The sequence below is a fragment of the Saccharothrix espanaensis DSM 44229 genome (genome assembly GCF_000328705.1).
GTDB lineage: Bacteria > Actinomycetota > Actinomycetes > Mycobacteriales > Pseudonocardiaceae > Actinosynnema > Actinosynnema espanaense.
This window is the reverse complement of sequence record NC_019673.1, coordinates 851014-867879: the sequence shown is the minus strand read 5'-3', so window position 1 is coordinate 867879 and position 16866 is coordinate 851014. Positions and strand designations below refer to the sequence as shown.

General features: G+C 69.6%; 16 protein-coding genes. 3 read left to right on the top strand and 13 right to left on the bottom strand.

Features of this window, described 5'->3' with window-relative positions:
• Window positions 1-44: 44 nt before the first annotated feature.
• Together dapC and fdxA are read right to left on the bottom strand one after the other, a co-directional pair.
• Window positions 45-1127, bottom strand: coding sequence for a succinyldiaminopimelate transaminase (gene dapC / locus BN6_RS04220; RefSeq protein ID WP_015098299.1), 1083 nt, complete (start codon window positions 1125-1127; stop codon window positions 45-47).
• Complete coding sequence (gene fdxA, locus BN6_RS04215) at window positions 1124-1450, bottom strand: ferredoxin (protein ID WP_015098298.1); 327 nt, start codon at window positions 1448-1450, stop codon at window positions 1124-1126. The genes dapC and fdxA overlap by 4 nt, the downstream gene beginning before the upstream one ends.
• 147 nt (window positions 1451-1597) lie before the next feature.
• On the opposite strand from fdxA, the gene BN6_RS04210 reads away from it, so the two are divergent.
• Window positions 1598-2329, top strand: coding sequence for a GNAT family N-acetyltransferase (locus tag BN6_RS04210; protein WP_015098297.1), 732 nt, complete (start codon window positions 1598-1600; stop codon window positions 2327-2329).
• Here BN6_RS04210 and BN6_RS04205 read toward each other — a convergent pair whose 3' ends face one another.
• The 10 genes from BN6_RS04205 to typA form a co-directional block, all read right to left on the bottom strand.
• The gene (locus tag BN6_RS04205; protein ID WP_015098296.1) at window positions 2330-3226 is read right to left on the bottom strand and encodes a hypothetical protein; all 897 of its coding nucleotides are present in this window, start codon (window positions 3224-3226) and stop codon (window positions 2330-2332) included.
• Window positions 3210-3599, bottom strand: coding sequence for a hypothetical protein (locus BN6_RS04200; protein ID WP_015098295.1), 390 nt, complete (start codon window positions 3597-3599; stop codon window positions 3210-3212). Before BN6_RS04200 ends, BN6_RS04205 begins: the two co-directional genes overlap by 17 nt.
• Complete coding sequence (gene mshB / locus BN6_RS04195; protein WP_015098294.1) at window positions 3596-4432, bottom strand: N-acetyl-1-D-myo-inositol-2-amino-2-deoxy-alpha-D-glucopyranoside deacetylase; 837 nt, start codon at window positions 4430-4432, stop codon at window positions 3596-3598. Before mshB ends, BN6_RS04200 begins: the two co-directional genes overlap by 4 nt.
• Before the next feature lie 189 nt (window positions 4433-4621).
• Window positions 4622-5677, bottom strand: a complete 1056-nt coding sequence (locus BN6_RS04190; protein WP_015098293.1) for an ABC transporter ATP-binding protein — start codon at window positions 5675-5677, stop codon at window positions 4622-4624.
• Window positions 5674-6846, bottom strand: coding sequence for an ABC transporter ATP-binding protein (locus tag BN6_RS04185; protein WP_051075435.1), 1173 nt, complete (start codon window positions 6844-6846; stop codon window positions 5674-5676). The genes BN6_RS04190 and BN6_RS04185 overlap by 4 nt, the downstream gene beginning before the upstream one ends.
• A 14-nt stretch (window positions 6847-6860) precedes the next feature.
• Window positions 6861-7817, bottom strand: coding sequence for an ABC transporter permease (locus BN6_RS04180; protein ID WP_015098291.1), 957 nt, complete (start codon window positions 7815-7817; stop codon window positions 6861-6863).
• Entirely contained in the window at window positions 7810-8808 is a 999-nt protein-coding gene (locus tag BN6_RS04175; protein ID WP_015098290.1) for an ABC transporter permease, read from the bottom strand. Before BN6_RS04175 ends, BN6_RS04180 begins: the two co-directional genes overlap by 8 nt.
• A gap of 146 nt (window positions 8809-8954) precedes the next feature.
• A complete protein-coding gene (locus tag BN6_RS04170) occupies window positions 8955-10781 on the bottom strand; it encodes an ABC transporter family substrate-binding protein (RefSeq protein WP_015098289.1) in 1827 nt (608 codons plus the stop codon).
• A 300-nt stretch (window positions 10782-11081) separates the two neighbouring features.
• A complete protein-coding gene (locus tag BN6_RS04165; RefSeq protein WP_041311890.1) occupies window positions 11082-12770 on the bottom strand; it encodes an ABC transporter family substrate-binding protein in 1689 nt (562 codons plus the stop codon).
• A 213-nt stretch (window positions 12771-12983) separates the two neighbouring features.
• Window positions 12984-14885, bottom strand: a complete 1902-nt coding sequence (gene typA, locus BN6_RS04160; protein WP_015098287.1) for a translational GTPase TypA — start codon at window positions 14883-14885, stop codon at window positions 12984-12986.
• Between the two features lie 162 nt (window positions 14886-15047).
• Here typA and BN6_RS45280 point away from each other — a divergent pair, with 162 nt between their 5' ends.
• Entirely contained in the window at window positions 15048-15266 is a 219-nt protein-coding gene (locus tag BN6_RS45280; RefSeq protein ID WP_162164591.1) for a hypothetical protein, read from the top strand.
• A gap of 45 nt (window positions 15267-15311) precedes the next feature.
• Here the strand turns inward: BN6_RS45280 and BN6_RS04150 are convergent, their stop codons facing one another.
• Complete coding sequence (locus BN6_RS04150) at window positions 15312-15611, bottom strand: YciI family protein (protein WP_041311885.1); 300 nt, start codon at window positions 15609-15611, stop codon at window positions 15312-15314.
• Window positions 15612-15806: 195 nt separating this feature from the next.
• Between BN6_RS04150 and trpS the strand changes: the two genes are divergently transcribed.
• On the top strand, window positions 15807-16772 hold the full coding sequence (gene trpS / locus BN6_RS04145; protein WP_041311882.1) for a tryptophan--tRNA ligase: 966 nt from the start codon (window positions 15807-15809) through the stop codon (window positions 16770-16772).
• Window positions 16773-16866: the final 94 nt, after the last annotated feature.

Below are 16866 nucleotides of genomic sequence, written 5' to 3'. Positions count from 1 at the left end.
TTCGCTCTTCCGCTCTCTCAGCCCCAAGCCCAAGCTCAACGACCTCAGGAGAGCCGTTCAACCGCAGCCGCGACCCGCTCATCCGACGCCGTCAACGCGATCCGCACGTGCCGATCCCCTGTGGGCCCGTAGAACGTCCCAGGAGCGACCAGGATGCCGCGCGACGCGAACCACCCCACCGTGTCCCACGCGTCCTCGTCCCGCGTAGACCACAGGTACAGCCCTGCCTCCGAGTGGTCCACCGCGAAGCCCGCCGCCTTCAACGCCGGCAGCAGCACTTCGCGCCGACGCCCGTAGCGGGCCCGCTGTGCCGCCACGTGCTCGTCATCGCCCAGCGCCGTCGTGATCGCCGCCTGCACCGGCCGGGGCACGATCATCCCCGCGTGCTTGCGGACCTCCAGCAACGTCGCCACCAACCGCGGGTCTCCGGTCAGGAACCCGGCCCGGTAACCGGCCAGGCTGGACGACTTCGACAGCGAGTGGACCGCCAGCAGCCCGTCCCACGAGCCGCCGCACACCTCGTCCCGCAGCACCGACACCGGTGCCGCGTCCCACGGCAGGGCCAGGTAGCACTCGTCCGACGCGACCACCGCGCCGACCGCGCGCGCGTCCGTCACGGCCTGGGCCAGCGCCGCGGCCGACTGGACGCGCCCGGTCGGGTTGGACGGCGAGTTCAGCCAGACCAGCTTCGTCCCGTCCGGCGGCGGCTCGCCGTCGGCCAACCGCGCCACGGTCGCCCCGGCCAGCCGCGCGCCGACCTCGTAGGTCGGGTAGGCCAGGGCCGGGATCGCCACCACGTCACCCGGACCGAGTCCGAGCAGGCTGGGCAGCCAGGCGACGAGCTCCTTGGAGCCGATGGTGGGCAGCACGGCCTTCGGGTCGAGCCCGGTCACGCCGTGCCGGCGGGCGAGCGCGCCCACGACGGCTTCGCGGAGTTCCGGCGTGCCGTGCGTGGTGGGGTAGCCCGGTTCGGCGGCCACCGACGACAGGGCCGCCTGGATGACCTCCGGCACCGGGTCGACCGGGGTCCCCACGGACAGGTCGACCACGCCACCGGGGTGCGTGCGCGCCTTGGCGGCGTGGTCGGCCAGGGAGTCCCAGGGGAAGTCCGGGAGCCGCTTGGTCACTCGTGGGACGCCTGCGGCGGGAGAGCCTTCACGAAGGCCGGGTCCGCGCTGACCTTGCCCACCTTGGACGCGCCACCGGGGGAGCCGAGCTCGTCGAAGAAGTCCACGTTCGCCTTCGTGTAGTCCTTCCACTCGTCCGGGACGTCGTCCTCGTAGTAGATGGCCTCGACGGGACACACCGGCTCACAAGCACCGCAGTCGACGCACTCATCCGGGTGGATGTAGAGCATCCGGTCGCCTTCGTAGATGCAGTCGACGGGGCACTCTTCGATGCAGGCCTTGTCGAGCACGTCCACGCACGGCTGGGCGATCACATAGGTCACTGCTGCTCTCCTGCTCTTGTTCTGGTCCACACCGCGCAAGCCGGAGAGTACGCGGCGAGTCCGATTGTCCAACGCTCAGGCTTGCCTTATCAGCACCGTGCTCCACCTCACACAACACCGTCTACCAGGGCGGAGGACGATGCGGGGGTGGATCGGGTGACCGAGTTGGAGCAGCGCTGCGCGGACGCCTGGCCCGCACTGCGCGACGTGCCCCTCGGCGAGTGGCGACTGCGCGCCGCCGGCGGCTTCACCGGACGTGCGAACAGCGCCCTGACCACCGGTTCCCCGGGCTGCCCGGTGCCCGAGGCGCTGGCCGCGGTCGGTGACTTCGCGGCCCGCAACGCCATCGCCCCGACCGCCCACGTGGTCGTCGGCTCCCGCTCGGAGGCGGCGATCGCGGCCGCCGGTTGGCGGATCGACGTGGACCACCCAGGTGGTGCGGAATCGCTGGTCCTGACCGGCCGGCCGGATTCCTTCGCCACCCCGAAGGGCGCCGGCGTGGACGTCTCACCGACCCCGACGTCCGCATGGTGGGAACTCACAGCCCAGGACAACCCCACACCCGCCCAGAAGCATGTACTGGGTAGCGGCCCCGAAGTCGGCTTCGGAACGGTGGTGCGCGACGGTCGGACCGTGGCGGCGGTGCGCGGGGCGGTGGTGGGCGACCTGCTGCACATCGCACGCTTGGCGGTCCGGCCCGAGGCACGCCGTGCCGGGGTCGCGCGCGCCCTCATGGGCGGGCTGGCGGCGTGGGGCGTGGCGCACGGGGCGACGCGCTGCGCGCTCCAGGTCGCCGAGCACAACACCGCTGCCCTCAAGCTCTACGCCACGCTCTCCTGCACCGAACACCACCGCTACCGCTACTGGATCCCCGCCTGACTAGGACTCACCCGGCAGGTCAGGCACCTCACCCGGCACACCCGGCTCACCGGGCACACCCGGCACGTCAGGCACCTCACCCGGCCCGCCCGCCCCCTCGGTCGCAGCAGCACGCGAGGGCTGGGCGTCGAACCACTCGTAGGCCGCCGTCCGCACCCGGCGCAGCGCCGACCTCTCCCCCAGGTAGTCCCCCACCACTCCCACCAGCGGCAACATCCCCAGTGCCTGGTGGTAGAACCGCCCCTGAGGCCGCTTGTCCAGCTCGTTCTCCAGCCGCCACAGCACCTTCGCGAGCTTCCACACCGTCCGCCCGATAGCCCGGAACGTGGCCCCCACCCGAGCCCCAGCACCAACTCCAGCCCCAGCACCGCCGGCACCGGCACCGGCCAGATCAGACGTCAGCTCCTCGGTGGCCAGGTCCTCCGCCCGGACGTCGCCGTCCGCCGCCAGCCCGTCCACCTCCCGCTGGAACAGCACCCAGGCCAGCAGTCGCACCCGGTCCTCGACCGAGGTGAACCCGTGCTCGCCCGCCATCGCCGAGAGCAGCAGGCCCTGCCCGGCCGCGCCCAGCGTCGACTGGATCGGCAACCGGTCGGCCAGCGCCCCGCCCACTCCCGGCAACGCCGCGAGCAGGGACAACAACCGCCCCACCCGGTTGAGCCACCAGGAATCGCGCTGCTCGACGGTCATCCCGGCCCAGGCCGCCGTCCCCGGCACCTTCACCTTCGCGAGCTGGTCCCACAGCCGTTCCACGAGCTGCCGGTCCGCCCCGACCTCCGCCGTCCGGTCGCGCAGCCCGAGCAGGTTGGTCTCGCGCAGGGTGTCCAGCAGCGGCCCGGTCGCCCGCACGAACGGGCGCAGGGCGCGCACGACGTCCCGATCAGTGATCGCCGGCACGGGCCATCCTCCCCAGGAACGCCCCGAGCGCCACCGCTCCGGGCAGCGCACCCGCCGCGAACAGCAGCAACGTCCGCCAGTCGTTCAGCATGACCACGTCACCGCCCGGCCCGAACAGGGCGAAGAACAACAACGTCGCGAACCACACCAGCAACGGTGCCGAGGCGGTCAGCGCGCGGTCCGCGTACCGGGACGCGAGCACCACCAGCAGCGGTGTCGTCACCAGCGCCAGCAGCACCGTCACCGGGAACTCGTAGTCGGAGAACCGGGGCAGCAGCGTGCCGTCGAGGCGCATCGGCAGGAAGAACAGCTCCAGCACCGCCAGCACGAACGCCTCGACCATCAGCACCCCGACCGCCAGCCGCTCCCTCAATCGAGACCCCCGAACAGGTCCGCCCCGGCCCCGTCGGCCGAGCCTCGGGCCAGCACGTAGTACTCGGCCTGCACGACCGGCTGCGCGATGCCGTTCGACAGCGCATACGCGGCACGTGCGCCGTCCTGCCACACGCTGACCTGAGTCGAGTGTGCGCGCAACGCCCGCAACTTCGCGACCAGGTGCTCGGAGACGTCGATCGCGGTGGTGATCTCCGCGTCGTCGGTGACCGGCAGCTCGCCGGGCTCGGGCAGCCGCCACGGCAGGTCGTCCCACGTCGCCAGGGCCGCCGCGCCGGTCTCCGTCGCCGACCGTGAGGTGACCGCGTGGAACACCCGGTCGACGTCGCCGGCAGCCGCCGTGGTGATCTCGTGCGCCCGGATGTGGTCCGGGTGGCCGTAGCCGCCGAACGCGTCGTACGTGACCACCACCTGCGGTTTCACCGAAGCGATGATCGCCGACAGTTCCGCGGCCTGCTCGTCGAGCGACCCCCGGGCGAACGCGCGCGGGTGGTCGTTCGCCGGCACTCCGGCCATGCCCGAGTCCCGCCAGCGGCCGATGCCGCCGAGGAACCGGTGGTCGGTCACGCCCAGGGCGGCGCACGCGGATCTGAGCTCGGCGACCCGGTAGCCACCCAGCTGGTCGGCCGCGCCGGCGGCCAGTTCGCTCAGTGCGGGCGGGATGATCTCGCCCTCCTCGCCGAGGGTGCAGGTGACCACGGTGACGTGCACGCCGCTCGCCGCGTACCGGGCGATGGTGCCGCCGGTCCACAGGCTCTCGTCGTCGGGGTGTGCGTGTACCAGCAGCAGCCGTGGTGGAGCAGTCAGCGTCACCGGATCAGCGTAGAGACCTGGTCCGACAACGACGTCGGGGCCACCGCCAAAAGCGGTGACCCCGACGCTCGCCCAGCCGAACGCAGATCAACTGGCAAAACGACTCGACCCACAACGCGAACCGACCCACTCCGCAGACCGGCCCACACCACGGACCGGCCCACACCACGGACCGGCCCACATCGCGGATCAGCCCACCAGCGAGCGAGCCTCCGCGAAGTGGCACGCCGACAGCGTGCCCAGCCCATCGCCCCGCGCCTCCAGCTTCGGCTCCTCGACGGCGCAGATGTCCTGCGCCTTCCAGCAGCGGGTGCGGAAGCGGCAGCCCGAGGGCGGGTTCACCGGGGACGGCACGTCACCGGTGAGCACGATCCGCTGCCGGCGGCGCTCCAGCTTGGGGTCCGGCACCGGCACCGCGGACAGCAGGGCCTGCGTGTACGGGTGCATCGGCCGGGCGTAGATGTCCTCGCGCTCGCCCAGCTCGATGATCTTGCCGAGGTACATCACGGCCACCCGGTCGGAGATGTGCCGCACCACGGACAGGTCGTGCGCCACGAACAGGTAGGCCAGGCCCAGCCGCTCCTGGAGCTCTTCGAGCAGGTTGACCACGCCGGCCTGGACGGACACGTCCAGCGCCGACACCGGCTCGTCCAGCACGATGAGCTTCGGGTTGAGCGCCAGCGCGCGGGCGATGCCGATGCGCTGCCGCTGGCCGCCGGAGAACTCGTGGGCGTAGCGGTTGCGGTGCTCGGGGTTGAGGCCCACGAGCTCCATCAGCTCGTTCACCCGGTGCTGGACGTTCTGGCCGGCCTCGGTGCCGTGGATCTTGAACGGCTCCGAGATCAGCTCGTTGATCTGCCAGCGCGGGTTGAGCGAGGCGTACGGGTCCTGGAACACGATCTGCATGTCCCGGCGCACGCCGCGCAGGCTCCGGCCGCCGAGCGTGGTCAGCTCCTTGCCCTCGAACTTGACCGAGCCCGAGGTGGGCTTGTGCAGCTGGAGGATGGCCCGGCCGGTCGTGGACTTGCCGCAACCGGACTCGCCGACCAGGCCCAGGGTCTCGCCCTCGCGCAGGTCGAACGACACGCCGGACACCGCCTGCACCTGGCCCACGGTGCGCGGGATGATCCCGCCGCCGCGCACCGGGAACGACTTGACCAGGTCCTTGACCTCCAGCAGCGGCGCGCCGCCGCCCCCGGCCGGAGTACCGCCGGGCCGCGGGTCGGACTGTGTGGTGGTGGTCATGAGCTCGGGTTCTCCCCTTCGTGCAGCCGCGCCTCCACGACACCGAGGTCCTCGGCGACGGGGATGTCCGGGTTGGCCATGGTGAGCGACGCGGGGTTCTCCACCACGCCGATCTCCTCGGTCGCGAACAGCCGCTGCGGGTGCTCGATGGTGGCCAGGTGCGCCGACCGGTGGCAGCGCGCGAAGTGGCCGTGCCGGTCGGTCTCCAGCAGCAGCGGCTCGGACTCGCGGCACTCGTCGATCACGAGCGGGCACCGCGGCGAGAACGAGCACCCCTTGGGCAGGTTCATCAGCGAGGGCGGCGCACCCTTGATCGGGGTGAGCCGCTTGCCGAGCAGCTGCGGGTTCGGGATGGAGCCGAGCAGACCGACGGTGTAGGGCATCCGCTGGGCTTCGAAGACCTCGTCCACGCCGCCCTGCTCGACGACCGTGCCGCCGTACATGACCTGCACGCGGTCCACCATGCCCGCCACGACGCCGAGGTCGTGGGTGATGATCATGATGCCCGCGCGCGTCTCGTCCCGGATGCGCAGCAGCGTGTCCAGGATCTGCGCCTGCACGGTCACGTCCAGCGCCGTGGTCGGCTCGTCCGCGATGATCACGTCCGGGTCGTTGATGATCGCCATGGCGATCATCGCGCGCTGCCGCATGCCGCCGGAGAACTCGTGCGGGTACTGCGCCGCACGGCGGTCCGGCTGCGGGATGCCGACCAGTTCGAGCGACTCGATCGCCTTCGCGAACGCCGCCTTCTTCGACACGTCGTGGTGCGCCAGGTACGCCTCGGCCAGCTGCCACCCCACCGTGTAGACGGGGTTCAGCGACGTCATCGGGTCCTGGAAGATCATCGAGATGCCGTTGCCGCGCACCGGCTGCATCTGCTTGTAGCTCAGGCCCACCAGCTCGCGGCCCTTGAACCGGATCGAGCCGCCGACCTGCGCGGTCTTGGGCAGCAGGCCCATGATCGCCATCGAGGACACGGACTTGCCGGAGCCGGACTCGCCGACGATGCCCAGCACCTCGCCCGCGCCGAGCGAGAACGACACGTCGCGCACCGCGTGCACCACGCCGTCGTCGGTGGGGAAGTCCACCGACAGGTTCTCGACCTTGATCAGCTTGTCGCCGCTGCCGCTGCCGCTGCCGCCGTCGGTGGCGGACTCGGGCTCGTTCATGACATCAACCCCACTCATGCCTTCACCCTCTTCTGCCGCGGGTCGAAGGCGTCCCGCAGACCGTCGCCGATGAAGTTGACCGACAGCGAGATCAGCACGATGAACACGAACGTGGCCAGGAACAGCCACGGGTGCAGCGTGAGCTCGTTCTTGTTCTGGCTGATCATGAGGCCGAGCGAGGTGTCCGGCGACTGCACGCCGAGGCCGATGAACGACAGCGCGGCCTCCAGCAGCACCGCCTGGGCGATGGCCAGCGTCGCGTTGACGATGATCACGTCGACGGTGTTGGGCAGGATGTGCCGGAACACGATCCGGAAGGTGGACGCGCCCAGTGCGCGGGCGGCCTCCACGAACTCCTTCTCGCGCAGCGAGAGCACCATGCCGCGGATGACCCGGGCGATCGACAGCCACCCGATGAGGCCCAGGTAGAGGGCCACGATCATCCAGTTCGAGCTGCCGCCGTTGCCGGCGACCGAGACCACGAAGCTGTTGCGGACCAGCACGGCCGCGATGACCAGGCTGGGGATCACCAGCAGCAGGTCGATGAACCGGCTGATGACGGTGTCGACCCAGCCCTTGAGGTAACCGGCCAGCGCGCCGAGCACCACGCCGATCACGGTGGACAGCACCGCGACCACAAGGGCGATCTGCAACGAGAACTGGGTGCCGCGGATCAGCTGGGCGACCATGTCGCCGCCGAGCCGGTCGGTGCCGAACGGGTGGTCCAGGCTGGGCGGCAGGTAGCGGCGGAAGCTCAGGTCCGTGTAGGAGTACTTCCAGATCGCGCCACCGAGGAACGCGAACAGCGCCAGGATGACGAACAGCACGAGCCCGAACACCGCGGCCTTGTGCCGCAGGAACCGGCGCATGATGACCGTGGACTGCTTGCGGGCGGCGGTGCTGTCGAACTGGCTCGCCTCGCCCGAGGTGGGCGCGGGTGCCTGCGCCACGGGGGAACCGATCTCAGTCAAGGCGGATCCTCGGGTCCAGGACCGCGTACATGATGTCCGCGATCAGGTTGAACACGATGATGAACACGGCGGTGACCATCATGAATCCGAGCACCTGGTAGGGCTCGATCTTGGTGATGGCCTCGATCAGGAACTTGCCCATTCCCGACCAGCCGAAGACCGTTTCGGTGATCACCGCGCCACCGAACTGGGCCCCGATGTTCAACGAGGAGACCGTGACGATCGGGATGAGCGCGTTGCGGAAGGCGTGCCGGAAGATCGCGCGCCCCTCGGAGACGCCCTTCGCCTGTGCGGTGCGCACGTAGTCGGCGTTCAGGGTGTCCAGCATCGAGGCCCGCTGGAAGCGGCTGTACAGCGCGAACTGAATGGCCACCAGGCAGATCGTCGGGAGGATGAACGCGCCGGTGTACTGGTAGATCTGCTCGCCGATGTTGCCCTTGAACCCGTCACCCGGCGGCCCGGCCATGGTAAGCCATCGCCCGGCCCCGATCGACTCCAGCCAGTCGTTGAACTTGATACCGCCGGCCTTGATGATGAGCGCCACGCAGAACAACGGCATGGAGAACATCGCGAAGGCTATGCCGGTGGCTGTGTAGTCGAATATCGAATACTGTCTGACCGCGCCGATGACGCCGACGGCCATGCCCAGCACCAGCGCCACGATCTCGGCGATCAAGATCAGTCGCAGGGTGATGCCGAAGGCCGTGATCAGCTCTTCCTTGACCGGCTTGCCCGCGTTGCCGGGGACGACCGACTCGCCCCAGTCGCCGGTCACGAAGTCGCCCGCCCAGTTGACGTAGCGCTCGAAGAACGGCTTGTTGTAGCCCGTCCGCTCGTAGGCGGCGGTGATCTCCGCCGGCGTCCGGGGCTTCTGCAGCTTCCACTCGCCCAGGGGGTCACCCATGGCGTTGACGAGTCCGAAGCAAAGGAATGAAGCGACGATCAGCAGCGGGATCGAGATCAACAACCGCCGGATTATGTAACGGAACATGACAAGTCTCTAGTCTCCCTAGGCGCCCCCGCCGTCGAGCGGGCCAGCCTACCCGACGCGGACACCGGCCGGGGGGCCGGTGCTTGTGGCACCGGCCCCCCGGTCGGATCAATCAGTTTTGCGTCGCGAGCTGGTGGCAGCTCGACTTACTTCTTGATCTGCCAGGCGTACAGGTTCCAGGTGACGCCACCACCAACACCGATGTAGGAGATCGGGCTGATGTCCGCCGTGTGCGCGGCGAAGTCGGTCAGCTGGAACAGCGGGACGCTGTGCAGGTCGTTGCGCATCTCCTTGTCGATGTCGTTCATCATCTTGGTGCGCTTCTGGTAGTCCAGCTCGCCGTTGGCGGCCTTCCACTTCTCGGTCACGACGGCCGAGTCGTAGTTGTTGTAGTTGGCCGTGCCGCCCTTGTCCTTCTGGGCGTAGTTGCCGTAGGCACCGGCCTTCAGCGGCTGGCCGACCCACGCGAACAGCGCGGCGTCGAACTCGGACGCCGGGAGGCGCTTGTCGTTGAAGTCGGCGGCCTGGTCGTCGACGACCTCGATACCGGCCTGGCGGCACTTGTCCTGCAGGATCCGGACGGTGTCCGCACGGCGCTGGACGATCTTGTGGCCGAGCTTGAACGAAGCCCGGTACTCGCCCTTGGTGTAGATGCCGTCGCCGCCCTGCTTCCAGCCGGCGTCGTCCAGGGTCTTCTTGGCCGCGGCCACGTCACCCTTGCCGACGTCGCCGTAGTGGTCCTCGTAGCCGACCTCGGTGGGCATGAAGGTGAACGAGCCGAGCGGCTTGGCGTTCTGGTCCACGTCCTTGACCAGCTTCTCGACCAGGTCCTCGCGGTCGAAGCACTGGGCGATGGCCAGGCGCAGTTCCTTGTTGTTCTTGAACAGCGGCCGGTCCATGTTGAAGTCGACGTGCTCGTAGGTCTGGCCACCGGCCGCGTAGACCTTGAACGCGCTGTCGCCACGCAGCTGCTGGGCCACGGCCGGGTCGGCCTGCGGCGCGATGACCACGACTTCCTTGTTCTGGAGCTGCTGCGCCGACGACTGGGCGTCGGTGTTGGTCTTGAGCACGACCTTGGAGGCGGAGGGCTTCTCGCCCCACCACTTCGGGTTGCGCACGAGGACCGTCTGGTCCTTCAGGTCCGAGGACTCGATCAGGTACGGGCCGCCGGAGAGCGCGACCGAGGCGTCGAAGCCCAGCCAGCCCTTCGTGTAGAACTCGGCGACCTTCTTGACCGTCTCGTCGTTCTGCGCCGGCAGCACCTTGGTGACGTCCGGCACGCCGGACTTCTCCTCGAGGACGTGCGCCGGGAGCAGGCTGTCGCTACCGACCTGGGAGAACAGCGCGCGGTAGTCCGCGAACGGCTTGTCCTTGAAGAACGAGGTCGTGATCGTCTTGTCCTCGTTCGAGCACTCGAGCTTCTCGATGTTCTCGTAGCCCGTGGGCGAGGTGTCGAAGATCGAGGCCTCGGAGCCGTCCTCGCCCTTGGTGGTGGCCTTGCTCGTCGCGGACAGCCACTTGAGGTGGAAGTCGTCGCAGTCGATCGGCTTCCCGTCCGACCAGACCGCCGCCTTGTTGACCTTCCACTCGATGACCTGGGGGTCGTTCGAGGTGACCTTGATCGACTCCATCAGGTCGCCGTCGATCTTGATGACGAACTTGCCGTCGACCAAGTCGGTGATGTACGGCGAGGGCTGCACGTTGGACAGCGCGATGGTGCTGGAGAAGTTGTTCGTCGCGCCGAGGTTGTTGTTGTAGTTGTGGAAGCCTTCTTCGATGGCGACCGAGATCTCGCCGATGTCGTCCACCTTCGGACGCTTGAACAGCTCGTCCTGACCACCGATCTTGCCGGGGTCGGCGTCATGCTGGCTACCCTGGTCGCCCTCACCGGCACCGCCGCCACCGCACGCACTCAGCAAGAGTGCGGCTCCGGTCAGCAGCGCAAGCGCCGAGACAGCCTTTGATCTCCTCATCGACACGTGCCCTCCTAGCACTGGGTTGGAGCGACCCGTTCGGGTAACTCCACCCATAACCGAGATGTGCCAAACGCGCCCCGAACCGACACACCGTTGCAGCACGATAAGAACCTGTCCCGATCAGGGTCACGACCCATCGGCCGATCGTGACCAAAGGGTGACACGCTGGTAGCAGCAAGCTACTCCGTCGTTACCGGGCGGGAGCGTTCGTTAACCGGACGACGAGAATACTGTCAATATTGCCCGGGGAACGCATCCGGAGTCCGGGTGAACTCACCCAATTAGCCGAGTCAACGGTCAACGGCCTTCCCGCCGCCACGTCGCGGCGTCGCTCAGCGGCCCCGCGAAGGGGGCCCCGGCGGTCACGTTCTGAGCCTGCTGCAGGACCACCAACAGGTCCGCTACCTGGAACAACGGCAGTGCGACGGCCTGCTGCCAGAGCACCGGCTCGACCCGGGCCAGCACGTCGGACAGCAGGGCCCGGCCGGCCAGCGCCTCGTCGATCGAGGTCTGGACGGACTGATCACAGAAACCGGAGGGATTCGCCGGAATGGGTGTACTCGAGTCCCCCGACGAGGTGCGGCAGCCGAACGCGGAAGCGAGCGCGGTAGCCGAATCACCGGTGTCGACACGCGGCACGACCGCAATGTCGACCACCTCGGCGTTGTTTGTCGGCAGTCCGGAGAGATCGCGCCCGAACAACTGATTGGGGGGCGTTGTCAGGAGGCGTCCGGCGATTCCGGACAATGACAGTTGACGCTGCACCTGGTTCGCGACGGTCACATACGGCTCCACCCCGGCGGGCGCGGCGATGGTCAGCGAGAGTTCTTTGCCGTCCCGCACCCACTGCCCGTTCTGCTGGGTGTAGCCGGCCTCGGTCAGCAACTGCCCGACCGGGGTCGTGCCGGCCTGGTAGGTGGCCTGGTAACCGGCCTTCGTGGGCGCCACGACCTGCGAATCCGCCCGCAGCTTGGCCCCCGGGCCGTTGCGGCTGCCGATGGCGATCAGCTCGTCCCGGTTCAGCGCGTTGAGCACGGCCTGGCGGACCCGGACGTCGGCCATCTGCGGCGCGGCCGGCCGGGCCAGCACCTGCACGACCTCGGAGCGCGGGGCCACCGACGTCGTCAGCGGCGTTGTCCGGCCGAGTTCCTCGATTTCTTTCAACGCGATGGCCTCGGCGCGGACCAGCGCGGCCTGGTCGTCACCCGACTTGAGGGCCTCGATCGTGTCGTGCTGGCTCGCCCGGCGCAGGACCACCCGGTCCAGCGCCGCCGGCCGCTCCCAGAACCGGTCGTTGCGCTCCAGGATGATCTCGCCGCGCGGCTGGTCGAGGGTGCGGACCGCGAACGGGCCGGCGCTGGCCGGGAAGCTGTCGGTCAGCGCGGAGGCCCACCCGCCGGGCGCGTCCTTGAGCAGGTGCGCCGGCAGCAGGTTCGCGAACAGGCTCCGCCAGCCCGGGTAGGGGGAGCCGAAGACGACCTCGACGACCTTGCCGCCCTCGCGCGAGGCGATGTCGGTGATCAGCCGGTAGCCGGCCGGGTCGAGCACGCCGGGCTCCTCGCGCATCCGCTCCCAGAGGTAGACGAAGTCCTCGGCGGCGATCGGCGCGCTGTCCGACCAGGAGGCGTCCCGGCGGATCGTGTAGGTGACCGTGTACGGCTCGGCCTTGGTCACCTCGGCGCTCGCCAGCAGGTCGAGGTCCATCCGCGGGCTGCCGTCGGTGTTCGCCCGGAAGGCGCTGGGGAGCAGCAGCGACGACAGCGCCGTGGTGATCGTGGACTGGCCGGCGAACGTGTGCGGGTTGTAGCTGCCCTTGATCTCGTCGACCCCGACGACGACCTCGTTCAGCCTCTCCTTCGGCACGACCGTCATCCCCGGCGTGGACGGCACCAGCGGCGGAGGCGGCGTCACCGAGCACGCGGACAGCACGAAGAGCACCACCACCGCGACGGCCGCGCGCCCGCGCGTCCCCCCAGACCGAGTCATGGCCACGAGAGTGCCAGAACGTGTCGACAGTTGACCGAGGACCCCGGGCTTCACACCACCAGGACGCACCCGCGTCCGCTCCGGTTGACCGCTGTGCGCTGACGCACGCATACCTTATTAATGGGGTGTGCTGCGGGCCTCGCCCGGCGCACCTGCCCTGAACAGCGAAAACGCCCCCGGCACCGAGGTGCGGGGGCGTTCGCGGAAGGTCGGTCAGCCGCGCAGCTTGTTGCGGTTGCGCTCGCGACCGCGCAGGTTGGCGTCCAGGGTGACCTTGCGCACCCGGACGACCTCCGGCGCGACCTCGACGCACTCGTCGGCGGCGCAGAACTCCAGCGCCTCCTCCAGCGACAGCTTGCGCGGGCGGGCCAGCGTCTCCATGACGTCGGCGGTGGACGTGCGCATGTTCGTCAGCTTCTTCTCGCGGCAGACGTTCACGTCGAGGTCCTCGGCGCGCGGGTTCTCGCCCACGACCATGCCCTCGTACGCGTCCGCGCCCGGCTCCACGAAGAACGTGCCGCGGTCGGCGAGCTGGATCATCGCGTAGGCGGTGATCGAGCCCGACCGGTCGGCCACCAGCGAGCCGTTGTGCCTGGTCCGGATCTCGCCGGCCCACGGGCCGTAGCCCTCGGACACGGCGTTGGCGATGCCGGTGCCGCGCGTCTCGGTGAGGAACTCGGTGCGGAAGCCGATCAGGCCGCGCGACGGCACGACGTAGTCCAGCTTGATCCGGCCGCTGCCGTGGCCGGACATGTTCTCCATCCGGCCCTTGCGGTTGGCCAGCAGCTGGGTGATCGCGCCCAGGTGCTCCTCGGGCGCGTCGATGGTCAGCCGCTCGAACGGCTCGTGCAGCTTGCCGTCGACGGTCTTGGTGACCACCTGCGGCTTGCCGACGGTCAGCTCGAAGCCCTCGCGGCGCATCTGCTCGACCAGGATGGCCAGCGCCAGCTCGCCGCGGCCCTGCACCTCCCAGGTGTCCGGGCGCTCGGTCGGCAGCACCCGCACCGACACGTTGCCGACCAGCTCGGAGTCCAGCCGGGCCTTGAGCACGCGCGCGGTCAGCTTGTTGCCGCCGCCCCGACCGGCCAGCGGCGAGGTGTTCACGCCGATGGTCATCGAGATGGCGGGCTCGTCGACGGTGATCCGGGGCAGCGGCTCCGGGTTGTCCACGTCGGCCAGCGTGTCGCCGATGGTGATCTCCGGGATGCCGGCGATGGCGACCAGGTCGCCCGCCCGCGCTTCCTCGGCCGCGACGCGCTCCAGCGCCTCGGTGATCAGCAGCTCGGTGATGCGCACCTTCTGCACCGAGCCGTCCTCGCGGCACCACGAGACCGTCTCGCCCTTGCGGATGCGCCCGGCCTCGATCCGGCACAGCGCGATCCGGCCCAGGAACGAGGACGCGTCGAGGTTGGTGACCAGCGCGCGCAGCGGCGCGTCGGCGTCACCGGTCGGCGCGGGGATGTGCTTGAACAGGACCTCGAACAGGACGTCGAGGTTCTCCTCGTCCGGCAGGCCGCCGTCGGCGGGCTGGGTGAGGCTCGCCCGGCCGGCCCGCGCGGAGGCGTAGACCACCGGCAGGTCCAGCACGGAGTCGTCCGCGCCGACCTCGGTGGCCAGGTCCAGCAGCAGGTCGTGGGCCTCGTCGACGACCTCGGAGATCCGGGCGTCGGGGCGGTCGACCTTGTTCACCACCAGGATCACCGGCAGGCCGGCGGCCAGCGTCTTGCGCAGCACGAACCGGGTCTGCGGCAGGGGGCCCTCGGAGGCGTCGACCAGCAGCACGACGCCGTCGACCATGGACAGGCCGCGCTCGACCTCGCCGCCGAAGTCGGCGTGGCCGGGGGTGTCCACCACGTTGATGGTCACCGCACCGTCCGCCGTCCGACGGCGCACGGCGGTGTTCTTGGCGAGGATCGTGATCCCCTTCTCGCGCTCCAGCTCGCCCGAGTCCATGACCCGGTCGACGAGCTCGGCCCGTTCCGAGAAGGCACCGGACTGGCGGAGCATGGCGTCCACCAGGGTGGTCTTGCCGTGGTCAACGTGCGCGACGATCGCGACGTTGCGCAGGTCGTTGCGGACCAGCGTTTCCTTGATCGACGCGGTGGCCGTGGGCACGCGGAACTCCTAGAGCTGTCTGTCGAGGATTGGCAGGCGCCGGACAGAGAACGCGCGAGCCTCCGGACAGCCTACCGGTCCGGTAGCCAATACCACACACGAGAGCGGGGTGAGGTCAGCCTCACCTAGTGTCAAGTCACCCGGATGAGGGGGAGACGTCACTTGGGCAAGACCAAGGTGAAGAAGAAGTGCTGCCGGTCCAAGCCCCGCTGCAAGCGGTGCCCGGTGACCGCCCTGCTCGACGCCCGCGCGAAGGCGGCCCGGAAAACGGCCCGGAAAGCGGCCGAGGCGGAGGGCGAAGCCGCAGGTCGGACGGGGAGCAAGGCCGACCGGAAAGCGGCCCGGAAAGCTGCTCGGAAGGCGGAGCGGGAGGCCGGCTGATCGCCACGCCACCCGGCGGGCCGGGTGGCGGGTCGGTGGCGCACGTCAGGTCAGCGCGGCTTCGTTGACCTTGGCCAGCTCCGGGGCGGTCTTGGTGGCGCGGAACTCCACCACCCGGTGGCGGGCCAGCTTCTGCACCGCGAAGGGATCGGTGGCGAGCAGGGCGTCGAGCTTGCCGCGCGGCATGGGCCGGGTGATGATCACCCCGCCGACGCGGGGGGTCTGCCGGCCGGACGCGAGGAAGTAACCGGCTTCATACTGCTTGTTCAGCCAGTCCACGTGATCCGGCAGGGTGTAGTCGACTTCGGCCAGTGGCTTGATGTACTCCAGCAGCACGATGTACATAGAAGAAATGTAGACCCGTGACACACAGGTAAAACACGCTATGATCGCGGCTATGCGCACTCTTTACCCGTTCTGGTGGACCGCCTCGCGGCGGCCGTGAGAACTGTGCGTTGACGAAACGCTGGCCGCCCGCCCAGGGCGGCCTTCGTGCGTTCGGGGGTCGGTCGGGCGGGCAGACCTCGAAGGGAAGCCACCATGATCCGGCTGTCCGCGATCACCCCGTCCGGCCCGGTGCAGTTGGGCAACTACCTGGGTGCCATCCGCCGGTGGGCGGCCGAGGGCACCGATGAGGACGTCTACTTCATCAGCGACCTGCACGCCATGACCTCGTCGCACAACCCGACCCGGTTGCGCGCCCTGACCAGGGAACAGCTCGCGGTGCTGATCGCCGCCGGGGTCGACCCGCGCTCGGTGTCGGTGCAGTCCGACCTGGTCCGCGAGCTGGGCGCGCTGACCTGGGTGCTGGAGTGCACCTGCACGTACGGCGAGGCCGCGCGGATGATCCAGTTCAAGGAGAAGTCCGCGGGCCGCTCGTCGGTCCGGCTGAGCCTGCTCACCTACCCGGTGCTGATGGCGGCCGACATCCTGCTCCAGGGCGCGCACGAGGTCCCGGTGGGCGACGACCAGGCCCAGCACGTCGAACTCGCCCGCGTGCTGGCCCGCCGGTTCAACGGGACTTACGGCGAGGTGTTCGTGATGCCGAAGTCGGTGATCCCGCCGACCGCCGCCCGCGTCCGCGATTTGGCGGACCCGTCCCGCAAAATGGCGAAAACCGCAAAAGACGCGGCCGGCACGGTATTCGTGCTCGACTCGCCCGATCTCGTCCGGCGGAAGATCAAGCGGGCGGTGACCGACGACATCGGGATCGTCCAGTACGCGCCGGAGACCCAGCCGGGCGTGGCGAACCTGCTGGAGATCCTCGCCGCGTGCACCGCGAAGGACCCGGACGAGATCGCGGCCTCGCTGTCCGGCTACGCCGAGCTGAAGGAGACGGCGGCCGAGGCCGTGGTCGAGGAGCTGCGCGACGTGCGGGAGCGGACGCAGGCCCTGCTCGACGACCCGGCCGAGCTCGACCGGGTGCGCGCGCACGGCGCGGAGCGGTCGCTGGAGCGCTGCCGGCACCGCCTGGACGCCGCGCTGCGGATGTCCGGCCTGGGGTGACCACCGGTCCCGGGGCGTCCGCGCGGGCGCCCCGGGGGCCAGGCCGTCCCGGAGTCGGGCCGTCCCGCAGTCAGGCCATTCCGGAGTCGGGCCG